At 49.1% G+C, this 17,353-nt stretch carries 13 protein-coding genes and 1 other RNA gene; 5 read left to right on the forward strand and 9 right to left on the reverse strand.

What is annotated here, in order from left to right; genetic code table 11:
• Positions 1-61, forward strand: a transfer-messenger RNA (tmRNA) gene (gene ssrA, locus GF404_11620); the annotation flags it as partial.
• A 421-nt stretch (positions 62-482) separates the two neighbouring features.
• Here the strand turns inward: ssrA and GF404_11625 are convergent.
• The 4 genes from GF404_11625 to GF404_11640 all read right to left on the reverse strand — a co-directional run bounded on the left by GF404_11625 (position 483) and on the right by GF404_11640 (position 4,303).
• Positions 483-1,325, reverse strand: a complete 843-nt coding sequence (locus GF404_11625) for a CPBP family intramembrane metalloprotease (GenBank protein MBD3382830.1) — start codon at positions 1,323-1,325, stop codon at positions 483-485.
• A 30-nt stretch (positions 1,326-1,355) separates the two neighbouring features.
• A complete protein-coding gene (locus GF404_11630) occupies positions 1,356-2,564 on the reverse strand; it encodes a serine hydrolase (GenBank protein MBD3382831.1) in 1,209 nt (402 codons plus the stop codon).
• Between the two features lie 32 nt (positions 2,565-2,596).
• Entirely contained in the window at positions 2,597-3,496 is a 900-nt protein-coding gene (locus tag GF404_11635; GenBank protein ID MBD3382832.1) for a hypothetical protein, read from the reverse strand.
• A gap of 147 nt (positions 3,497-3,643) precedes the next feature.
• Positions 3,644-4,303, reverse strand: a complete 660-nt coding sequence (locus tag GF404_11640) for a TetR family transcriptional regulator (protein MBD3382833.1) — start codon at positions 4,301-4,303, stop codon at positions 3,644-3,646.
• Positions 4,304-4,661: 358 nt separating this feature from the next.
• Between GF404_11640 and GF404_11645 the strand changes: the two genes are divergently transcribed.
• Positions 4,662-4,898, forward strand: a complete 237-nt coding sequence (locus GF404_11645; protein ID MBD3382834.1) for a hypothetical protein — start codon at positions 4,662-4,664, stop codon at positions 4,896-4,898.
• Between the two features lie 102 nt (positions 4,899-5,000).
• On the opposite strand, the gene katG is transcribed toward GF404_11645, so the two are convergent.
• Both katG and GF404_11655 read right to left on the reverse strand, forming a co-directional pair.
• Positions 5,001-7,214 carry a catalase/peroxidase HPI gene (katG, locus tag GF404_11650; GenBank protein MBD3382835.1) on the reverse strand — a complete coding sequence of 738 codons (2,214 nt, stop codon included), beginning with the start codon at positions 7,212-7,214 and terminating at the stop codon, positions 5,001-5,003.
• Between the two features lie 178 nt (positions 7,215-7,392).
• Complete coding sequence (locus tag GF404_11655; GenBank protein MBD3382836.1) at positions 7,393-7,788, reverse strand: transcriptional repressor; 396 nt, start codon at positions 7,786-7,788, stop codon at positions 7,393-7,395.
• A 248-nt stretch (positions 7,789-8,036) separates the two neighbouring features.
• On the opposite strand from GF404_11655, the gene GF404_11660 reads away from it, so the two are divergent.
• Positions 8,037-8,765: a methyltransferase domain-containing protein gene (locus GF404_11660; protein ID MBD3382837.1), complete on the forward strand. Its 729-nt coding sequence runs from the start codon at positions 8,037-8,039 to the stop codon at positions 8,763-8,765.
• A 112-nt stretch (positions 8,766-8,877) separates the two neighbouring features.
• Here the strand turns inward: GF404_11660 and GF404_11665 are convergent, their stop codons facing one another.
• Genes GF404_11665 through GF404_11675 form a run of 3 tightly spaced genes read right to left on the reverse strand, consistent with a single transcriptional unit; the run spans position 8,878 to position 15,071 of the window.
• The gene (locus GF404_11665) at positions 8,878-11,997 is read right to left on the reverse strand and encodes a CusA/CzcA family heavy metal efflux RND transporter (GenBank protein ID MBD3382838.1); all 3,120 of its coding nucleotides are present in this window, start codon (positions 11,995-11,997) and stop codon (positions 8,878-8,880) included.
• A complete protein-coding gene (locus GF404_11670) occupies positions 11,987-13,813 on the reverse strand; it encodes an efflux RND transporter periplasmic adaptor subunit (GenBank protein ID MBD3382839.1) in 1,827 nt (608 codons plus the stop codon). Before GF404_11670 ends, GF404_11665 begins: the two co-directional genes overlap by 11 nt.
• Positions 13,814-13,817: 4 nt before the next feature.
• Positions 13,818-15,071, reverse strand: coding sequence for a hypothetical protein (locus GF404_11675; protein ID MBD3382840.1), 1,254 nt, complete (start codon positions 15,069-15,071; stop codon positions 13,818-13,820).
• Between the two features lie 738 nt (positions 15,072-15,809).
• On the opposite strand from GF404_11675, the gene GF404_11680 reads away from it, so the two are divergent.
• Positions 15,810-16,799, forward strand: a complete 990-nt coding sequence (locus tag GF404_11680) for a zinc-binding dehydrogenase (protein ID MBD3382841.1) — start codon at positions 15,810-15,812, stop codon at positions 16,797-16,799.
• A gap of 209 nt (positions 16,800-17,008) precedes the next feature.
• Positions 17,009-17,353: NAD(P)H-binding protein (locus tag GF404_11685; protein ID MBD3382842.1), on the forward strand; the 345-nt coding region annotated here is incomplete at its 3' end.

The raw sequence follows: 17,353 nt of genomic DNA on the forward strand, positions 1-17,353 counted from the left end.
CACGTAGATGGTTTTATGACGTCACTTTCGGACGGGGGTTCGATTCCCCCCACCTCCACCATTTTTCGTTTTCCCTAAGTCATTGAAAATTAACACTAAGTGCCTGAAATAAGGGCATTTGTGCGCCTCCATCTGCCTGAACAATACCGAATATCATGCAATAACTTACAACAATTGTGGTCACAATACGTTGTAAGTCATTGTGCCGCAACGCGAGTATGGAGTTCGATCCTGCCTCCAGCATTTTTGTTTTCCTCAAGTAAATAAAAAAACTGGTATTACGATGGAAACACAAACATTTCTACGACAGAGTTAGCGCTCATGATTACGTGAAGTAACCCGTATATCCTACAATCACAAATCGGATGTACAAATTCCCCTGACCGCCGAAATAAGCAACCATAATATTATGGATTTGTCCATCCCCTATTATAAATCCTGTTCTGAGTTACGTTCTTACACGTCTGTGAAGCAGACAGGAATCAATGATCACCAGCTTTGGAATCAGGAATGACCTGGGTAATGGAGCTGACACGACTGAACATTTTCTTCCGGTTGAGTCCGATCACAATCACGGCAACGATGATCAGAATATATGTATCATAAGGCTGGGCGTCGGGCCATATCGGATTCATGAGCTGGAAATGCATGAAGGCCGCCAGGAGTATGCTGCCGCGCGACGCATTGAACAACTGAGTCACAATAAGGCTGATGGCTATGGTGCCGGCGAAGAATGGGCCAAATGACCAGGCGCTTTGCTGGGTTCCGCTGAGCAGAAACGCGGGTAGGTGCCAGAATCCCCACACGATGCCTATGATCATGGCAACCCACACAGGAGCAAACTTGCGTTGAAGCAGGGGCTGTGCGAATCCCCTCCAGCCGAACTCCTCCACAGGACCTTTTATAACGCTGAGTGCGATTGCGGCAACAAGACCTCCAAACGAGGAAAACGGAAACGGTTCTGAAGAGAGTGTACCTTTCATAGCCGCGCCCCCGTAAAAAACCAGCGGGAGGCCGACAAGCAAGAAGGCGTACCAGTATTTGGAGCAACGCCACAGCAACAATCTGGTCAGATACCGCTTCAGACCGCCGACACCCGTTTTGTGCAAGATTATTGTAAAGGCTGCAATAGCCGGTGCATACACCGCGAGAAAAAATAACGGGTGATCACCGGTTAACTGACCGAATAAGGCAGTCATCTGATCCGTCAGGAAAATGTACAGCGCGAGTATTCCCCAAGTAATGCCGAAAGTCATAATCAGAAAAGGTACAAGGGATTTCACAGTAATCTGTTTTCCTGTTGCTGCTGAGTCTCTGGTATTCATCAGGGTATCATCCTCCGATTTGTTTTATACTTAGTCACCGCTCTCGTCTTGCCTGGCCCCAACGATAACTATCTCGGCAAGACACTTCTCCATGTCCTCAACTACTGGCTCAGAATGATCGACTATCCCGATATCAGTGTTGATCTGAAAGGCAATGCAGATATCATATTCGGGATAGTAACGCAGACTGGAAGTGTATCCCGGGATCCAGCCACCATGGCCATATGTCGGTCCGAAAGGTCCACCGATGTGAACAGCCACCGCTAATCCGTAGCTCGTGCTTGAATCGGTGTCGACGACGGGCACAGAGGCAAGCAGATCATCGAGATAGTCGTGCTCCATCACCTGTCCCTCATAAAGCATTTTACCCCATACTGCCAGATCTCTGGAATTGCTGACAAATCCACCGCCGGACCATTCAATCCTCGGGCTCCAAACCATGCGACCGGGCGCAGAAATCGTTTTTGGCGGTAGACCAAAAGCATTATCCTCGGCCATATAACCCGCGGAGAGCCCAGGCAAATCCACCTGGTCAGAAGGTTCCGTGCGAGAAAGTTTCAGCGGGTTGAGAAAACGAATCACCACTTCATCGTACCAACTGCGCCCGGTGACTTTTTCAATAACGAGACCGAGCAGGAGATATCCTGTATCCGTGTAATGCCATCCTTTGCCTGCTGAGAAAAGCGGTTGTTCATCGAGAACGAATGCAATCAGTTCCTCAGGCGCGAAGGGATTGTCAATATCGTCCCAACGGTCGCTGAAAGCTTGAGCAAACCTCTCGCTTTCCACATGATTAGGAATGCCCGAGGTATGGTTCAGAAGTTGCCTGAGCGTTATGGATCCATGATTGGGCAGTCTCTCGAACCACGGCCGATCACCGAGCCATTTCGATACCGGATCATCGAGAGCCAGCAAGCCGTCGCCGGCCAGATCCAGCAACGTCGCTCCCACAAAGGTCTTGCCTATGCTGGCTGCCAGCATGCGCGATTCAGGTGCCATTGGGATCTCGCGCTCAATATCGGCGAACCCGACTGCGACCACCTCGGCTGTCCCATCTGGTAATACATAAGCCGCGGTTGCACCAGGGAATCGATATTCTTCATAGAGCGAATCCAGTTGTGCCTTAAACTGCATCTTCAATGTTTGATTGTTTGAACAGGCTAAACTTATGACACTACTTACCATCACTATAACAAAGAAGGCTAATGACAGCTCAACAATTCGATGCCATGTTTTCATACAAACTCCTCCGGAAAAACCTTAGCCAGCCATTAAAGCCCGATCTGAAGTCCGGTCCTCAGGTACTGGCTTGGTTTTAGGTCGTTAGAAACGATTTCTTCATCTCCGGAATAGAATTCGAAACGATGCAGGCCGATGATTCCTGCTTCCACGTTCAAGCGCAGATGTTTCGACAGTTTTATTTTGGCTGCTGGACCAAGGGTCATCATTGTATATCTGAGTTCAGGACGATTGACCTGGTAGCCTTGAGGGTCAAAGTGGTAATTGTCTCCGTCGCCGGATAGCAGCACGCCCAAGTCAACTCTTTGACTGGCTTTGTACCATACTTCCAGACTTGAGGGCAGAATAGCGTTTGCAGACCATTTATCACCATCATTGAATTCCAAAGAGATCACCGGCAGAGGAACAGCAGAGCCAAACTGCGTCGAATAAGCTGCTCCGATTCCGATAGAAAAACTTTCGCTGAAATGCCGGTTGACTATAATGGCGGTCTGAAAGCTGAGGTCTTCAGAAGAAATCCCTGCTTCAAAATCGGAGGCCAGAGATGGATTTACCATAGTCAATAACGACCACTTACCGGAGAAACGGTGCATAAGAGTAAAACTATAGCCAACTCCGTGCAAATTCTCAAGTATACTCTCTGTCTTACGGTACTGAAATCCGATACGCTGATATGAGAGTTCATTTAGTATTATAGTTCTTCCCTCGGAGAACATAAATGGATAAGCAAAGGTTGTCCTGAACTTAGACAACCGAACCTGAGCATCATCGACAAAGGAACCATCCTCCATTTCAATCGGCTCATCAACAGTCTGATAAGGAATAAAATCATAACTGACAGAATATGAAGGTCTCATCTGGGCCGCTACACCACTTGAGAATATAAGGATGAATACGGCAATAAACGTTGTTTTAAGCCACAAGTGTCTCATAAATGCATTGCCTCCAGTGAGCGTTATTGCGTTATCACATCCACGGGGGACAATCCGGATAACACAATGTGAATTTCTTCTACTGCTTTGTTTTTTAATTTTCTGATTCTGATCATCACAGATTCTTGCTTGTCCATGGGTACAATGTCATTGATTCAATGCTGTTGCCGCGAGTTGACATTCCAGAGCGCGGAAAAAGCTATCCCTGATCTGCTCTACGGTAATTCCTTGAACAGCCAGGACTAACTCACCTCGGTTCTGTATCAATTCAATTACGCCGTTGCTCTGGCACCACAGCAGAAGTGACATCTTCTGCGGATGGATGTTGGAGCGAATTGTGCCATCATTGATTCCATCCGCTATCGCATCAGCCAGAATTCGATGGATCCTCTGTACGGCCTGCATGTATTCGTTTACCATCGGGTCATCTGAAAGCGGTGCAAAGACTTTTACATCCATTCTCCCCAGCTGAACTTTCGCCTGGAAATAAACTGGGCTCTCCATGGCATGATCGAAATAGAAATGACCGATTTTCAAGGTGCGATCCAGACCGCTCCGGCCCTCCTCGTAAGCACGACGGAATCCCTCTTCCTCTTTTTTTGTTCCACGGAGGTCAAGTCCAAGCAGAAGAAGTTGTTTGCTCGCGAAGTAGTTGTAGATGGTCGCTTTTCCAAGCTCGGCGGCTGAGGCGATCTCCTCCATAGTTGCGTTCTCGATCCCGTTATCCATAATCACCCGTGTGGCCGCATCGAGAATCATGTCTATTCGCTGCTGGCGTTCTTTCGCCTTTCTCTCCTCTATACCCATACTGCACCACACCTGAATAAAAGTAACCACATTTCCGAACGACAGTCCATATACGACCTATAGTTTATATACGACCGCCGGTCGTAAAGTTCAAGAAAATTTCTTATTGTCTTTCAAATTCTTTGAAAAGAGCGCAACATAAATCTATCGAAGCGGCATAAATCCTTGTTCTACTAAAGGATAGCGTCCAGCGAATATTGGCTTACCCCAATTATTGCTAAAATCCAGCATATACGAGAGAACTTTTATCTTCGTTTTGGGTTAAGGATAATAGCAAGTTAAACGGCCACAAGTAAGGCAATGGGTTGATAAGTAATGTAAGAGAATCCATTACCTGAATTGGACAATGAGGTTGAAAATGGCAGAGAAAACTACAGTTGATGGTTACAAAGGTGAATCTACTCGCAAAGCGCTGAAAAATTACACCTATTTAGGTTGCCCGATGACAAAAAACCGCACAGCCTGGTGTTTTCGTTTATGTATACCTGATTCCGACGGTACCGGCTTTTGCGGTCGTGTCGCTCCCCACGGTATCACCAGCCGTATCCAGCAGGGAATAGAGGATTACAGTAAGACACAAGACGAATCAGCATGACAATCAGGCTCTCGAATATATGATCCGTATAGCTTGATGTTGTTCAAAAATAAAGGGAGGCTGACAGATTCAACCTCCCTGATTTATTTTCAGCAACAGTTACTACTGAGCGAGATCGAAGCGATCGAGGTTCATCACTTTATCCCACGCGAGAATGAAATCGTGCACGAACTTCTCCTTCGCATCTTCACTCGCATAAACTTCCGCAATCGCTCGCAATTGCGAATTCGATCCGAAGATCAGGTCGATCCGCGTACCAGTCCATTTTTTGTCACCGCTGTTCCGATCGATTCCTTCATACAAATAATCTGAACCGGAGGATTTTTGCCACTCTGTATTCATATCCAGCAGATTCGCAAAGAAGTCATTCGTCAGGCTTTCCGGCTGTTTCGTGAATACCCCATGTTCAGATTTATCAAAATTCGCGTTCAATACACGCATACCGCCAATAAGCACTGTCATCTCAGGAGCAGTAAGAGTCAGCAGATTGGCCCGATCCAAAAGCAGCTTTTCGGCAGGTACAGCATATTCTTTGGGCATATAATTGCGAAATCCATCGGCTTTCGGCTCCAGCACACTGAAAGATTCAGCATCAGTCTGCTCCTCGGAAGCATCCATACGACCGGGAGTAAATGGAACGGTTACATCGTAACCGGCAGACTTCGCCGACTTTTCGACGGCCGCGCATCCCGCTAAAACGATCAGGTCGGCCAGTGAGATCTTTTTATCTCCAGATTGCGAATCATTGAATTCTTTTCGAATCTGTTCCAATGAATGCAACACTTTCGCCAGTTGTTCCGGTTGATTTACTTCCCAGTCCTTTTGCGGTGCCAGCCGAATTCTCGCGCCATTCGCACCACCGCGCATATCCGACCCACGGAAAGTCGATGCCGAGGCCCAGGCAGTCGCTACCAGTTCCGGTATAGACAGTCCCGAGGCGAGGATTTTATCCTTCAGTTCCGCAATATCTTCTTCATCAATTAAATCATGGTCGATATCCGGAATGGGGTCCTGCCAGATGAGGTCTTCTTTGGGGACTTCCGGTCCGAGATAACGTGAACGGGGCCCCATATCGCGGTGAGTCAGCTTGAACCACGCGCGAGCGAAGGCGTCGGCGAATTCTTCGGGATTTTTCTGAAAACGCCGCGCAATCGGCTCATAGATCGGATCATAACGAAGCGATAAGTCCGCGGTTGTCATCATAGGCCGGTGTTTCTTCGAAGGATCGTGGGCATCGACTATCATGTCTTCTTCTTCCACATCCTTGGCCAGCCACTGGTTTGCCCCCGCCGGGCTTTTGACCAGTTCCCACTCGTATTTGAAGAGCGTATTCAAGTAACCCATATCCCATTTTGTCGGATTTGGCTTCCAGGCACCTTCAATACCGCTGGTGATGGTATCACCGCCCTTTCCGCTCTTGTAACCGCTTTTCCATCCCAGGCCCTGCTCTTCGATCGGGGCGGCCTCGGGCTCAGGCCCGAGAAGTTCAGCATCACCCGCACCGTGACACTTACCGAATGTGTGCCCACCGGCCACGAGCGCGACGGTTTCCTCATCATTCATAGCCATACGCGCAAAAGTTTCGCGCACATCACGGCCTGATGAGACCGGATCAGGGTTGCCGTCGGGACCTTCCGGATTGACATAGATCAACCCCATCTGTACCGCCGCCAGGGGATTTTCCAGCTCCCGGTCACCACTGTAACGGCTTTTGGGCTCGTCGCTGGTGGCCAGCCATTCCTCCTCGGCCCCCCAGTAGGTATCCTCTTCCGGTTCCCAGATATCCTCACGACCCCCGGCAAATCCAAAGGTCTTCAGGCCCATCGACTCCAAGGCACAGTTGCCGGCCAGGATCATCAGATCAGCCCAGGAAATCATCTTGCCGTATTTCTGCTTAATCGGCCACAGCAGACGACGCGCCTTGTCGAGGTTGACATTGTCCGGCCAGCTGTTTATAGGAGCAAAACGCTGGTTGCCGGTGCCTCCGCCTCCACGGCCGTCGCCCATACGATAGGTCCCCGCACTGTGCCAGGCCATACGAATAAAGAGCCCGCCGTAGTGACCGTAATCAGCCGGCCACCAGTCCTGCGAGTCAGTCATCAGGGCATATAGGTCTTCTTTCAATGATTTGTAATCGAGTTTTTTGAACTCCTCAGCGTAACTAAAATCCGCCCCCATAGGATTGGATTTGGCAGAATGCTGATGCAATATCTTCAGATTGAGCTGGTTCGGCCACCAGTCCCGATTGGAAGTACCGCTACCGGCAGTGGGACTGCTCTTCATACCGGTTACCGGACACTTGCCGGAACTTTCCATGTTTTGGTCTGTCATAATCTCTCCTTCATCGAAAATTGATTCACAAGACTGTTCTAGTTTATGTATATATTGATTCACAAGATTTCATATTCAATAATACCTGTCTTCGATATTTTTCCAATAGACAGAGCAGGTCTAATATTAGACGCTGTATAATCACACCTTAAAAAAACACACATTATTTCTTCCGCTTGCCTCGCAAAACGATCTGAAATTCGGTTATCTCGAAATCTTTTAACTTCTCCTTTCCCCTGACCTGCAATTGGTTCCAGGGGATGTCGTAAATACGGCCCGTATCGATATCGATCAGGTGGTGATGTTTTTCAATATTCGGATCGAAAATAACTGCACCTTCCCGGATAGTCTGCACACTCAAAAGACCTTTTTCGACGAGAAGATTCAGTGTATTATAAACCGTGGCTCGCGAAACTGTAGGACATTTCCTGCGAGCAGAATTTAACACATCGTCCGCCGAGGGATGAGATTTACTTTTCAATACGGATTCTACAACTGCAATTCTCTGAGGAGTCGGTTGAATATCACATTGTCGCAAAATCGAAATGATGTCCTTCATGAGTTTATAATAAGTATTATTTTAGACACTATCAAACTCCAATATATAGTAGAATAAAAACTTCGGTTAAGGCCTGTTTTTAGTTTTCTAACACTTCCATGTCGATCCTTGTTCCTTTGGCTGATACGATATTCTTAACAATACTGATAATTTCAAAAATGATCGTTTTTATGCGATTGGCTTGACTTAAACCAGAAAGCGAACTATCCATGCTTCAGAAAAACTATTTTTAAGCAGGATTAAAAGATGTGGATGATTACGATAAGATAAAAAATTCATATAACAAGATCGCGCGGGATTATCACGAGAAGAGACACAATCCGAAATCCGCTTCCTGGAATGATTGCCTGGAAAGCCCCGCAATAGATACGGTGTTACAACCCATAGTCGAAGGTCGCAGGGTCCTTGATCTGGGATGTGGTACCGGGCTATTGAGCGGTAAAATTCATGCCTGGGGAGGGATGGTTAACGGTATCGACATATCCGAAAGTATGATAGAAATCGCGCGAGAGAACTATCCGTCAATTGACTTCGAGGTAGCAGATACACGGCAACTGCCATGTGAGGACAATCACTATGAGATAGTCGCCAGCTCTCTTGTTATGCATTACACCCGCGACCTCAAGCAGGGTTTCGCCGAGGTCTCCAGAGTGCTCAAGGATGGCGGAGAATTCGTCTTTACCATGCATCACCCGCTCAATGAATCAATCGACATGAACAGGTCTGACAAAAAGGGCAGTATTTTTTTACGGCCATACTTCAACGCTGATCCTTATTACTGGCAGATGTGTGGCGAGAAGCTTTTGAGCTATCATCATACTTTCGAGAATATAATCAAGTCGCTTAAATCCGCCGGTTTTGTCCTGCTCGATCTGACAGAATGCCGTCCAGCCTCGAGCGCAAAAGAGACCTTCGAGGACTACGAATTCACTTCAAAGTACCCGACCTTTTGCCTCTTTCACGCCCGCAAAGTGTAGCTTTCGCAGGATCGAAAGAGAATTAGTCGTCCCACCCGATGAAAGGATCCTGCAGTCAAAATCCATGTTTTCACTTTCTTTTTGTTTTCATCTCAGCCAGCGATATGTCAGCTTAATCCTGAATCTTACTGTTAAACTGGATGCCATGGACGATGTAATACAATGACGGCACCACGATCAATGTCAATAACGCAGAAGATATCATCCCGCCCACCATGGGAGCGGCGATTCGCCGCATGACTTCGCTTCCGGTGCCGTGGCCCAGCATGACCGGCAAAAGCGCCAAAATAGTGGTAGCCACGGTCATGACCTTGGGCCGGACTCGTTCCACCGCGCCCTCGGTAATAGCGGCCCGTAAATCGGAGATATTCTTGAGAATGCCTTCTCGTCTGAAGCGGTCACGCGCTGATTTCAGATAGACGATCATCACGACACCGGTCTCGGCCGCAAGCCCCGCCAAAGCGATGAAACCTATATACACAGCTACCGATGTATTGAATCCCAGAAGATACATCAACCAGATACCGCCCACCAGTGAAAATGGAAGTGACAGCATCACGATCAACGTATCGGATATACTCCTGAAATGCAGATAGAGGAGCACCAGGATCACGAAGATTGCAAGGGGAATAATTACCGATAATTTTTCAGCAACTTCTTCCATGTTCTCGTACTGACCGGACCAGACCATTGAATAACCCTTTGGCAGGGCCACTGTCCGGGCCACACTTTCACGGGCCATCTCCACGAAACTGCCGACATCGGCATCCTTGAGATCGACGAAAACCCAGGCAGTTGGCCGAGCATTTTCAGACTTGATCATGGCCGCCCCGCGCGAGAAACCCAGACTGGCAACCTGGCCCAGCTGTACACTACCACCGTCAGGAGTCGCAATCAGCGTTCTGGCAATTCCCTCCGGGCTGTCGCGCAGTTCGCGCGGGTAGCGAACGATGACGTCGTAGCGCTCCCGGCCCTCGATATTCTCGGTCACTGTCATACCGCCGACCGCAGTCGAAAGAACCATATTAATATCACCCGGCGTCAGACCGTAGGCGGATGCCTTGAAACGGTCGATTTTTATATCGAGATAGTTGCCCCCGGTTATCCGTTCACCATAGACCGAACGAATCCCCGGCAGTTCTTTCACAACCGTTTCGATTCTTTTCGCGATTGCGTTCAAACTATCAAGATCAGGCCCCATGATCTTGATACCCACAGGAGTTTTGATACCGGTGGCCAGCATATCGATCCGGGTCCGAATCGGCATCGTCCAGGAGTTTGTGAGGCCGGGAAACTGCACCGCGGCATCGAGAGAGTCAATCAATTTCTCGGGCGTCATGCCGGCACGCCACTGATCACGCGGCTTGAGCATGATAGTCGTCTCCAGCATCGTTAATGGCGCCGGATCAGTCGCCGTTTCTGCCCTTCCAGCCTTGCCGAACACCCGTTCGACTTCGGGAAAGGTTGCGATCATGCGGTCGGTCTGCTGAAGCAGTTCACGAGTTTTCTCAACCGACATCCCGGGCGGTGTGGTGGGCATATACAAAAGATCACCTTCATAGAGTGGAGGCATGAATTCCGAACCCAGGCGCGAAAGAGGCAAAACCGTAATCACGAGCAGAATAACCGCTGTGACAACAACCAGCCAGCGATGTTTTAATGCGAATCGTATTACCGGCTTATAGATTGCAATCAAAATTCTTGAAACGGGATGTCTGCGTTCCGACCTGATTTTACCTTTAACTACCAAAACCACGAGTGCCGGGACGACGGTAATCGACAGCAGTGCCGAAGCCGCCATGGCGAATGTCTTCGTATAGGCAAGCGGGCTGAACAGGCGACCGGCCTGACCTTGAAGCGCCAGCACCGGCAGAAACGACACGGTGATAATCAAAAGTGAGAAAAACAACGCCGGGCCGACTTCACGGGTGGCTTCCAGAATGACCTCTGATCGTGGACGATTCTTTGCTCTTCGTTCCAGATGTTTATGAGCATTTTCAACAGTTACCAGGGAGGCATCGACCATAACACCGATCGCGATAGCGATCCCGCCCAGCGACATGATATTGGCGTTGATGCCCAGAAGATGCATGGTCAATATCGACAGGGCGACGCCCGCCGGAAGGACTACAACCGCTACCAATGTTGAACGCAGGTGCATAAGAAACAGGAGAATTATCAGCACCACTATGATCATCTCCTTGCTCAAAGTTGAGGTCAGGTTGCTGGTGGCGCTGTCGATCAGTTCAGTGCGATCATACACGGTGACCACCCTAACGCCCTCAGGCAGACTTTCCTGCAGTTCGGCCAGGCGCATTTTGACCCGTTCGATCACTTCCCGGGCGTTTTCACCATAACGCATGACAACTATACCGCCGACAGTTTCGCCCTCGCCATCCAGTTCGGCTACACCCCTGCGAATTTGCGGGCCGACCTGCACAGATGCCACCGAGGACAAGAGTACCGGGGGCTCATCGGGTTCCTTATGAACCGGTATCTGTCGCAGATCCTCGAGACTGCCGATATAAGCTTCACTGCGCACCATGAATTCGGTTTCAGCCAGTTCGACTATCCGGGCTCCAACCGCGCCGGTAGATTTCTTTACCGCTTCTTTCACATGCATCAACGGGATACCGTAATGTTCTAGTTTGCGAGGGTCGATTTCGACCTGGTATTGACGCACAAATCCGCCTACCGAGGCGACCTCGGAGACCCCCGCCAGGGCCGAAAGTTCATATTTCAAAAACCAGTCCTGCAGAGAACGAAGTTCGGCAAGGTCAGTCTGATCGGTAGTATCCACCAGGGCGTACTGAAAGACCCAGCCGACTCCGGTAGCATCCGGACCCAGCTGAGGTTTAGCTCCGTCCGGAAGGCGATCGCTCAACTGTGCCAGAAATTCAAGCACACGGCTTCTGGCCCAGTAAATATCTGTGCCGTCCTCAAAAATGACATAGACAAAGGACAACCCGAAATAGGAAAACCCGCGCACATTGCTGGCACCCGGAACCGATAGCATGGCTGTCGAAATCGGATAGGTAACCTGGTCCTCGATAACCTGCGGAGGCTGACCGGAGTAGTTGGTCTGGATGATTACCTGGACATCGGACAGATCCGGGATAGCATCGATCGCGATCCGTTCCGCCGCCCAGATTCCAAGAACGAGAACAGCCAGTGCGAACCAGAGCACCAGCCAGCGGTTAGCTATCGAGGCTTCGATTATCTTATTTATCACCTTGAGCCTCCGGCTGGTATTCTTTCAGATGCATATTGCACACGGGGCACAATCCCGGCTTATTAGTGGCGATACCACATTCCGGCATCGGGCAGACATAGACCGGGGAGTTGCCGGTTTCGCTGACCGGAACCAAATCCATTCCACACTCAGGACACTGGCCCAGACCGTAGTTCAAAACATGATAATGCTCCGGCATCGGGCAGGTATGAATATCGTAGGGATCATCATCAGCCTTATTGCCAGCGGGCATTTTATGCGTACTGCTGTCAGAATGCTGGTGAATACCGGTAATGGAATCTGTCTTTTCAACCGATGCTGATTCTTTTTTCGGTTCGTATTCCGTCAGGTGCATATTGCAAACGGGACATAATCCCGGCTCATTGGTGGCGATACCACATTCCGGCATCGGGCAGACATAGACCGGGGAGTTGCCGGTTTCGCTGACCGGCACCAGATCCATCCCGCACTCGGGACACTGCCCCGGACCGTAGTTCAAAACATGATAATGCCCCGGCATCGGGCAGGTATGGATATCGTAGGGATCACCGGATTTTTGGGGATTTTCTTCGGCGCCCATTTTGTCTTCAGACCCTGCATGATCTCCATGTTTATGGCCATGGCCGTCGGAAGTCTCCACCACTTCACCCAGACGGGTTTCGCTGTCGAGCAGAAATTGACCTGATGTGACCACGGCCTCTCCTGCCTTCAAACCGTCGACAACCTCGATCATGTCATTTCCACTAACCGCACCGGTTCTAATTGTCCTCGCCCTGTAGGAATCGTTTTTACCAGCCACGAAGACGAGCTGGCGGGCGCCGGAATTGATTACGGCAGAACGATCAATAACCAGGCGCCGGTCATCCAGTTCACCCCGGATTTCAACCTCGGCATACATGGACGGTTTGAGCTTGAACTCGGGATTGTCGAGAGCCAGCCGAATTTCAGCCTGTCCACGATCATCGAGAAACGGCGAAATATAGGTGACATAACCTGCAAATGACTGTCCCGGCAGGGTTGGAATCGTAACACCGGCGGGTTGATTCAGCTCGATATACGGCAGGTCCTGTTCATAGACACGAGCTTCGATCCAGACTTCGCTCAGGTCTGTGATCTCATACAATACAGTTCGGGCTGAAACACGTTCGCCTTCTGATACATTCTTCATCCGGACAAAACCATCGGCAGGCGAGCTTACAGTCAGTGTGCGTGTTACCTCGCGAGTTTCCTCCAGGCGTCTCAACTGGTCATTCGAGATATCCCAGTTCTGGAGCCGTTTGCGGGAGGCATCAGCAAGTCTGATCATGGCCTCACTCGAATTCGATTTGGTTGCAACCAAAAGCTCTTTCTGGGCAGTTACAAGCTCAGGCGAGTAGATTTCCAGCAACGGCTCTCCCTTGTCGACATATTGTCCTCCTTCGTCAACATACAGCTTTTCCACCCAGCCCTCGGTCTTCAGCATGACCCGGTGGACCTTTGGATCGGGAACCGCCACCTCACCGAAAGTTAAAATTCTGCGAGTCAGTATTTGGTAATCAGCCTTTTTTGTAACCAGCCCCATGTTCTGTTTCATCGCCGGGTTTATTCGGACGCTTCCGGGGTCAGATGAAGCATCGCGCTTTGGGGTAAGTTTCATATTGCAGATCGGGCAGATCCCCGGTTCGTCACTGATGATTTCCGGATGCATACCGCAGGTGTACTGCTGATCTGATGAAGCGGCCTCGGCGGTGTTTTCATTTGCTGATCCCGGAATGATCAGGTAAGCTACGCTAAAACCTATGAATATACATATAATCGCTGTTATTATCATTCGCATGGTTTTACTTCTCCTGTTTTGATCCAGCCAGTTCGGCCAGCAGTGAAATTGTTTTGTGATATTGTCTTAACAGATCGAGCCGCTCCAGGCGAATATCGAAAGCATCGGTCTGCGCGGTAAGCAGTGCATTGAAATCAATTTCTCCGACCTCATAAGCCACCTCAGCCGCTTCCAGGGCGGCCTGTGCCTCGGGCAGAAGAGAGTTTTTATATTTATCTATGCTCGCTTTAAGCAACTTCAGGTTCGAAAGGGCGTCATCGTACTTTCTTTTAAGTTGATCACGGATAGAAATCTCGCGTTTGATTGAAGCGTAAGTCATCTGTTCAGCGGAACGAACCTGATGTTTCTGTTTCGCGAAAAACCAGAGCGGAAGGCTGAAGCCAACCTTGAAGCTCAAAAAATCTTCACCGCGGATCGGGTCGCCAGCGATATCCTGCCGGAAACGATAGTCAATACCCAGGGAGATGTCAGGATAATATTGATGACGAGCCAGGTGTTTGCGAGACTGGGCCCGATCGACTTCAAATAATGCAAGCCTGAGCAGGGGACTTCTGTTGAGGGACTCGGGAACATGCTCATCACCGGGATCGACCAGTTTCGCCGGCAACGCTTTCGAAAGAGAATCGTCACAAACCACCTGCCTCAGCTTCAAAAGCGCCGAGTTGAGCCGGTGGTCGGCAGTCATCAGGCGCACCTCGGTACGCGAAACCATAGAGCTGGCCCTAAGCAGATCCTGGGCCAGTGACTTCCCGCTGGCATAGCGAGTCTCCGCTATCTCCACCGTTACTGCCAGCAGGTCTAAATAACTTTCAATGATCTGTTTCGAAAGTGACCAGTATGAATACTCGATATAGGCGTCGGTGACCTCACGAATTACTTGCTCACGGATTAGTTCTTCCTCGGCCTTAGATATCCGATATTGAGTGTCTGCAAGATCAGTCCTGGCACTCAGCTTACCGGGCCATGGGATCTTCTGAGTAAATCCGACTGACACGCCGGACATCGGAGTCCGGTCGAGCGAAAAAGAACCTGATGGCAGGTTCATAAACGCAACTGAAACCGATGGGTCCGGCAGAGTTCCAGCCGCTTCAGTAGTTTCCCTGGCGGAATGGCTCATGAAGGCGGCGGCCGACAGGTCGGGATTGTTTTCCAGTGCTGTTTTTATCAGTGAATCCAGTATCTCCTCTTGTGCCTGCAAGCGATCGACCGGGACCGATACAAGCAATCCAGCGAGGAGAACCAGCCAGTATATATGCATGGCAGATTTCTCCGTTAAGAGTTACGATTTCAATTAAACAGGGATAAAAGCGATACAGGTTTTGTATCTTAATTAGAAATCTAAATCAGTATTGCACTGAAAAGTACGAAGGCCGGGCGCGTGGTCACCGGGGGCAAAGATTCAGTTCGGGCCAGTTTTGACTGGCAGGTTTTACCTGAAAATTCATTAATATATATGAGGCAATAATATGATATAGAAGTTTCATTGCTCAAACGTGTGGATGGTAAACCCGTTGGCAATTCCGGATCATCCGGAATGTCGGTAATATCACATTGGCAGGCATGATCAGGTTCACCACCATCGGTATTTTGAGGCAACTGAGTCTCAGTACAGCAACAGCCGTCGCAAGTGCCCTGGCAGCAACCACAATACTGGCCTTCAGCAGGAGCTTCTACGGCACTCGCATAGTAAAACGGTCCTGAAATAAGCAGTAAACCGATTAAAACTGTCAAATATGGTGAAATCTTAAGCATAATCTTTAGCATTTCAGTTAAGAATGTCTACTCTTTTAAACCGCAAAAAAACAATTATGTTCCAGCCAGGTTTACCTGAGTATTTTACCTGCCGGTGATTTTCGACAGGATCATACGGCTGGCTTTAAACAGCGCACTATAAAAGCTATAAAATCAGAACAAAACAGACAAATTTTCTGTTTTTATGAGACTATCATATGGATCAAGCAACTTGTAATATCAAACCCGATCGGACAGTAACCTGATGAAAGCAATTGTCTTTACTGAGTATGGCCCGCCGGATGTACTCCAGTACAGGGAAATCGACAAGCCTGAGCCTGCTGAAAGTGAGGTGCTGGTGAAGGTATCGGCATCCTCGGTCAACGCCTATGACTGGCATATGCTTCGGGCCGATCCGTTTCTGGTGCGCCTGATGAATGGTCTCTTCAAGCCCAGGATCCAGATCCTGGGTGCCGATATAGCCGGAGTAGTTGAAGCTGTCGGATGTGAAGTAACACGATTTAAGGCCGGCGATCAGGTTTATGGCGACATTTCCGCTCTGGGCGGAGGATTTGCTGAGTATGTATGTGCCGACGAAAGCTTTCTCGCTTTCAAACCCGCCAGCCTGTCGTTTGCGGAATCCGCCTCGTTGCCTATGGCATCCGTGACAGCACTCCAGGGACTTCGTGACCATGGCAAAATTAAAAGCGGTCAGAAAGTCGCAATCAACGGCGCTTCCGGAGGTGTAGGGTCCTGCGCAATCCAGATCGCCAAAGCATTCGACGGTGAAGTAACTGCTATCTGCAGTACCAGGAACATGGAGACGGCGCGCGATCTCGGGGCCGATCATGTCATTGACTATACCCGTGAGGATTTTACAAAATCCGGGAATAAGTACGACCTTATCTTTGCCGTCAACGGGAACTCATCGATTTTTGATTACAGGCGCGCCTTAACACCCGGCGGACGCTTCGTGCAATCCGGAGGATCGATGAAACAGGTTTATCAAGCCATGATCCTGGGACCGATTTTATCGAAAAAAAACGGCAGAAAGATGAAAAACTATATTGCCCGGCCAAACAGCAAAGATTTAGAATTCATCGCTGAACTTGTCCAAAACGGAAATCTGAAGCCTGTTATCGACAAGAAATATGAACTAGATGAGGTTCCCGAGGCTATCCGCTTCCTCGAAGATGGCCACGCTCGCGGAAAAATCGTGATTACAATCGCTGACAGGTTTAAAGAAAACCTGTAATCGTCCCTCTGATTTTTAACGCGAGAAAATTTCCGCGCTTCCAGTTTTCGCAATTGGTTCGATCACCCCATTGCAGAATCGCCCAGAATGGAATTCAATATTTCAGTTTAATGAACTGATATATATGCTAACCTCTGAATTCTTTGATTGATATGCCGTAGGTTAACTGTATATTCACATTGAGCAATGACGGGAATTCGAGGTATCAGATGAAAACAGGCCAAAAGGTGCTGGTAGCCGGTGCGACCGGCTATCTCGGAAACTACCTGGTAAAAGCTTTTAAAAACCGCGGTTGCTATGTGCGTGCCCTGGCCAGAAATCCCGAAAAATTGAAGCACCTGACCGAATTTGTGGATGACATATTCATAGGGGAGATAACAAAACCGGATTCATTACAGGGGATCTGCGATGATATTGACATCGTGATATCATCCATTGGGATTACCAGACAAAAGGACAACCTCTCCTATATGGATGTCGATTATCGGGGAAATTACAACCTGCTTAAAGAAGCTGTCAATCACAGTGTCTCCAAATTCATTTACATATCGGCA

It is taken from the genome of Candidatus Zixiibacteriota bacterium (assembly GCA_014728145.1).
In the GTDB taxonomy this organism is placed as follows: Bacteria; Zixibacteria; MSB-5A5; order JAABVY01; family JAABVY01; genus WJMC01.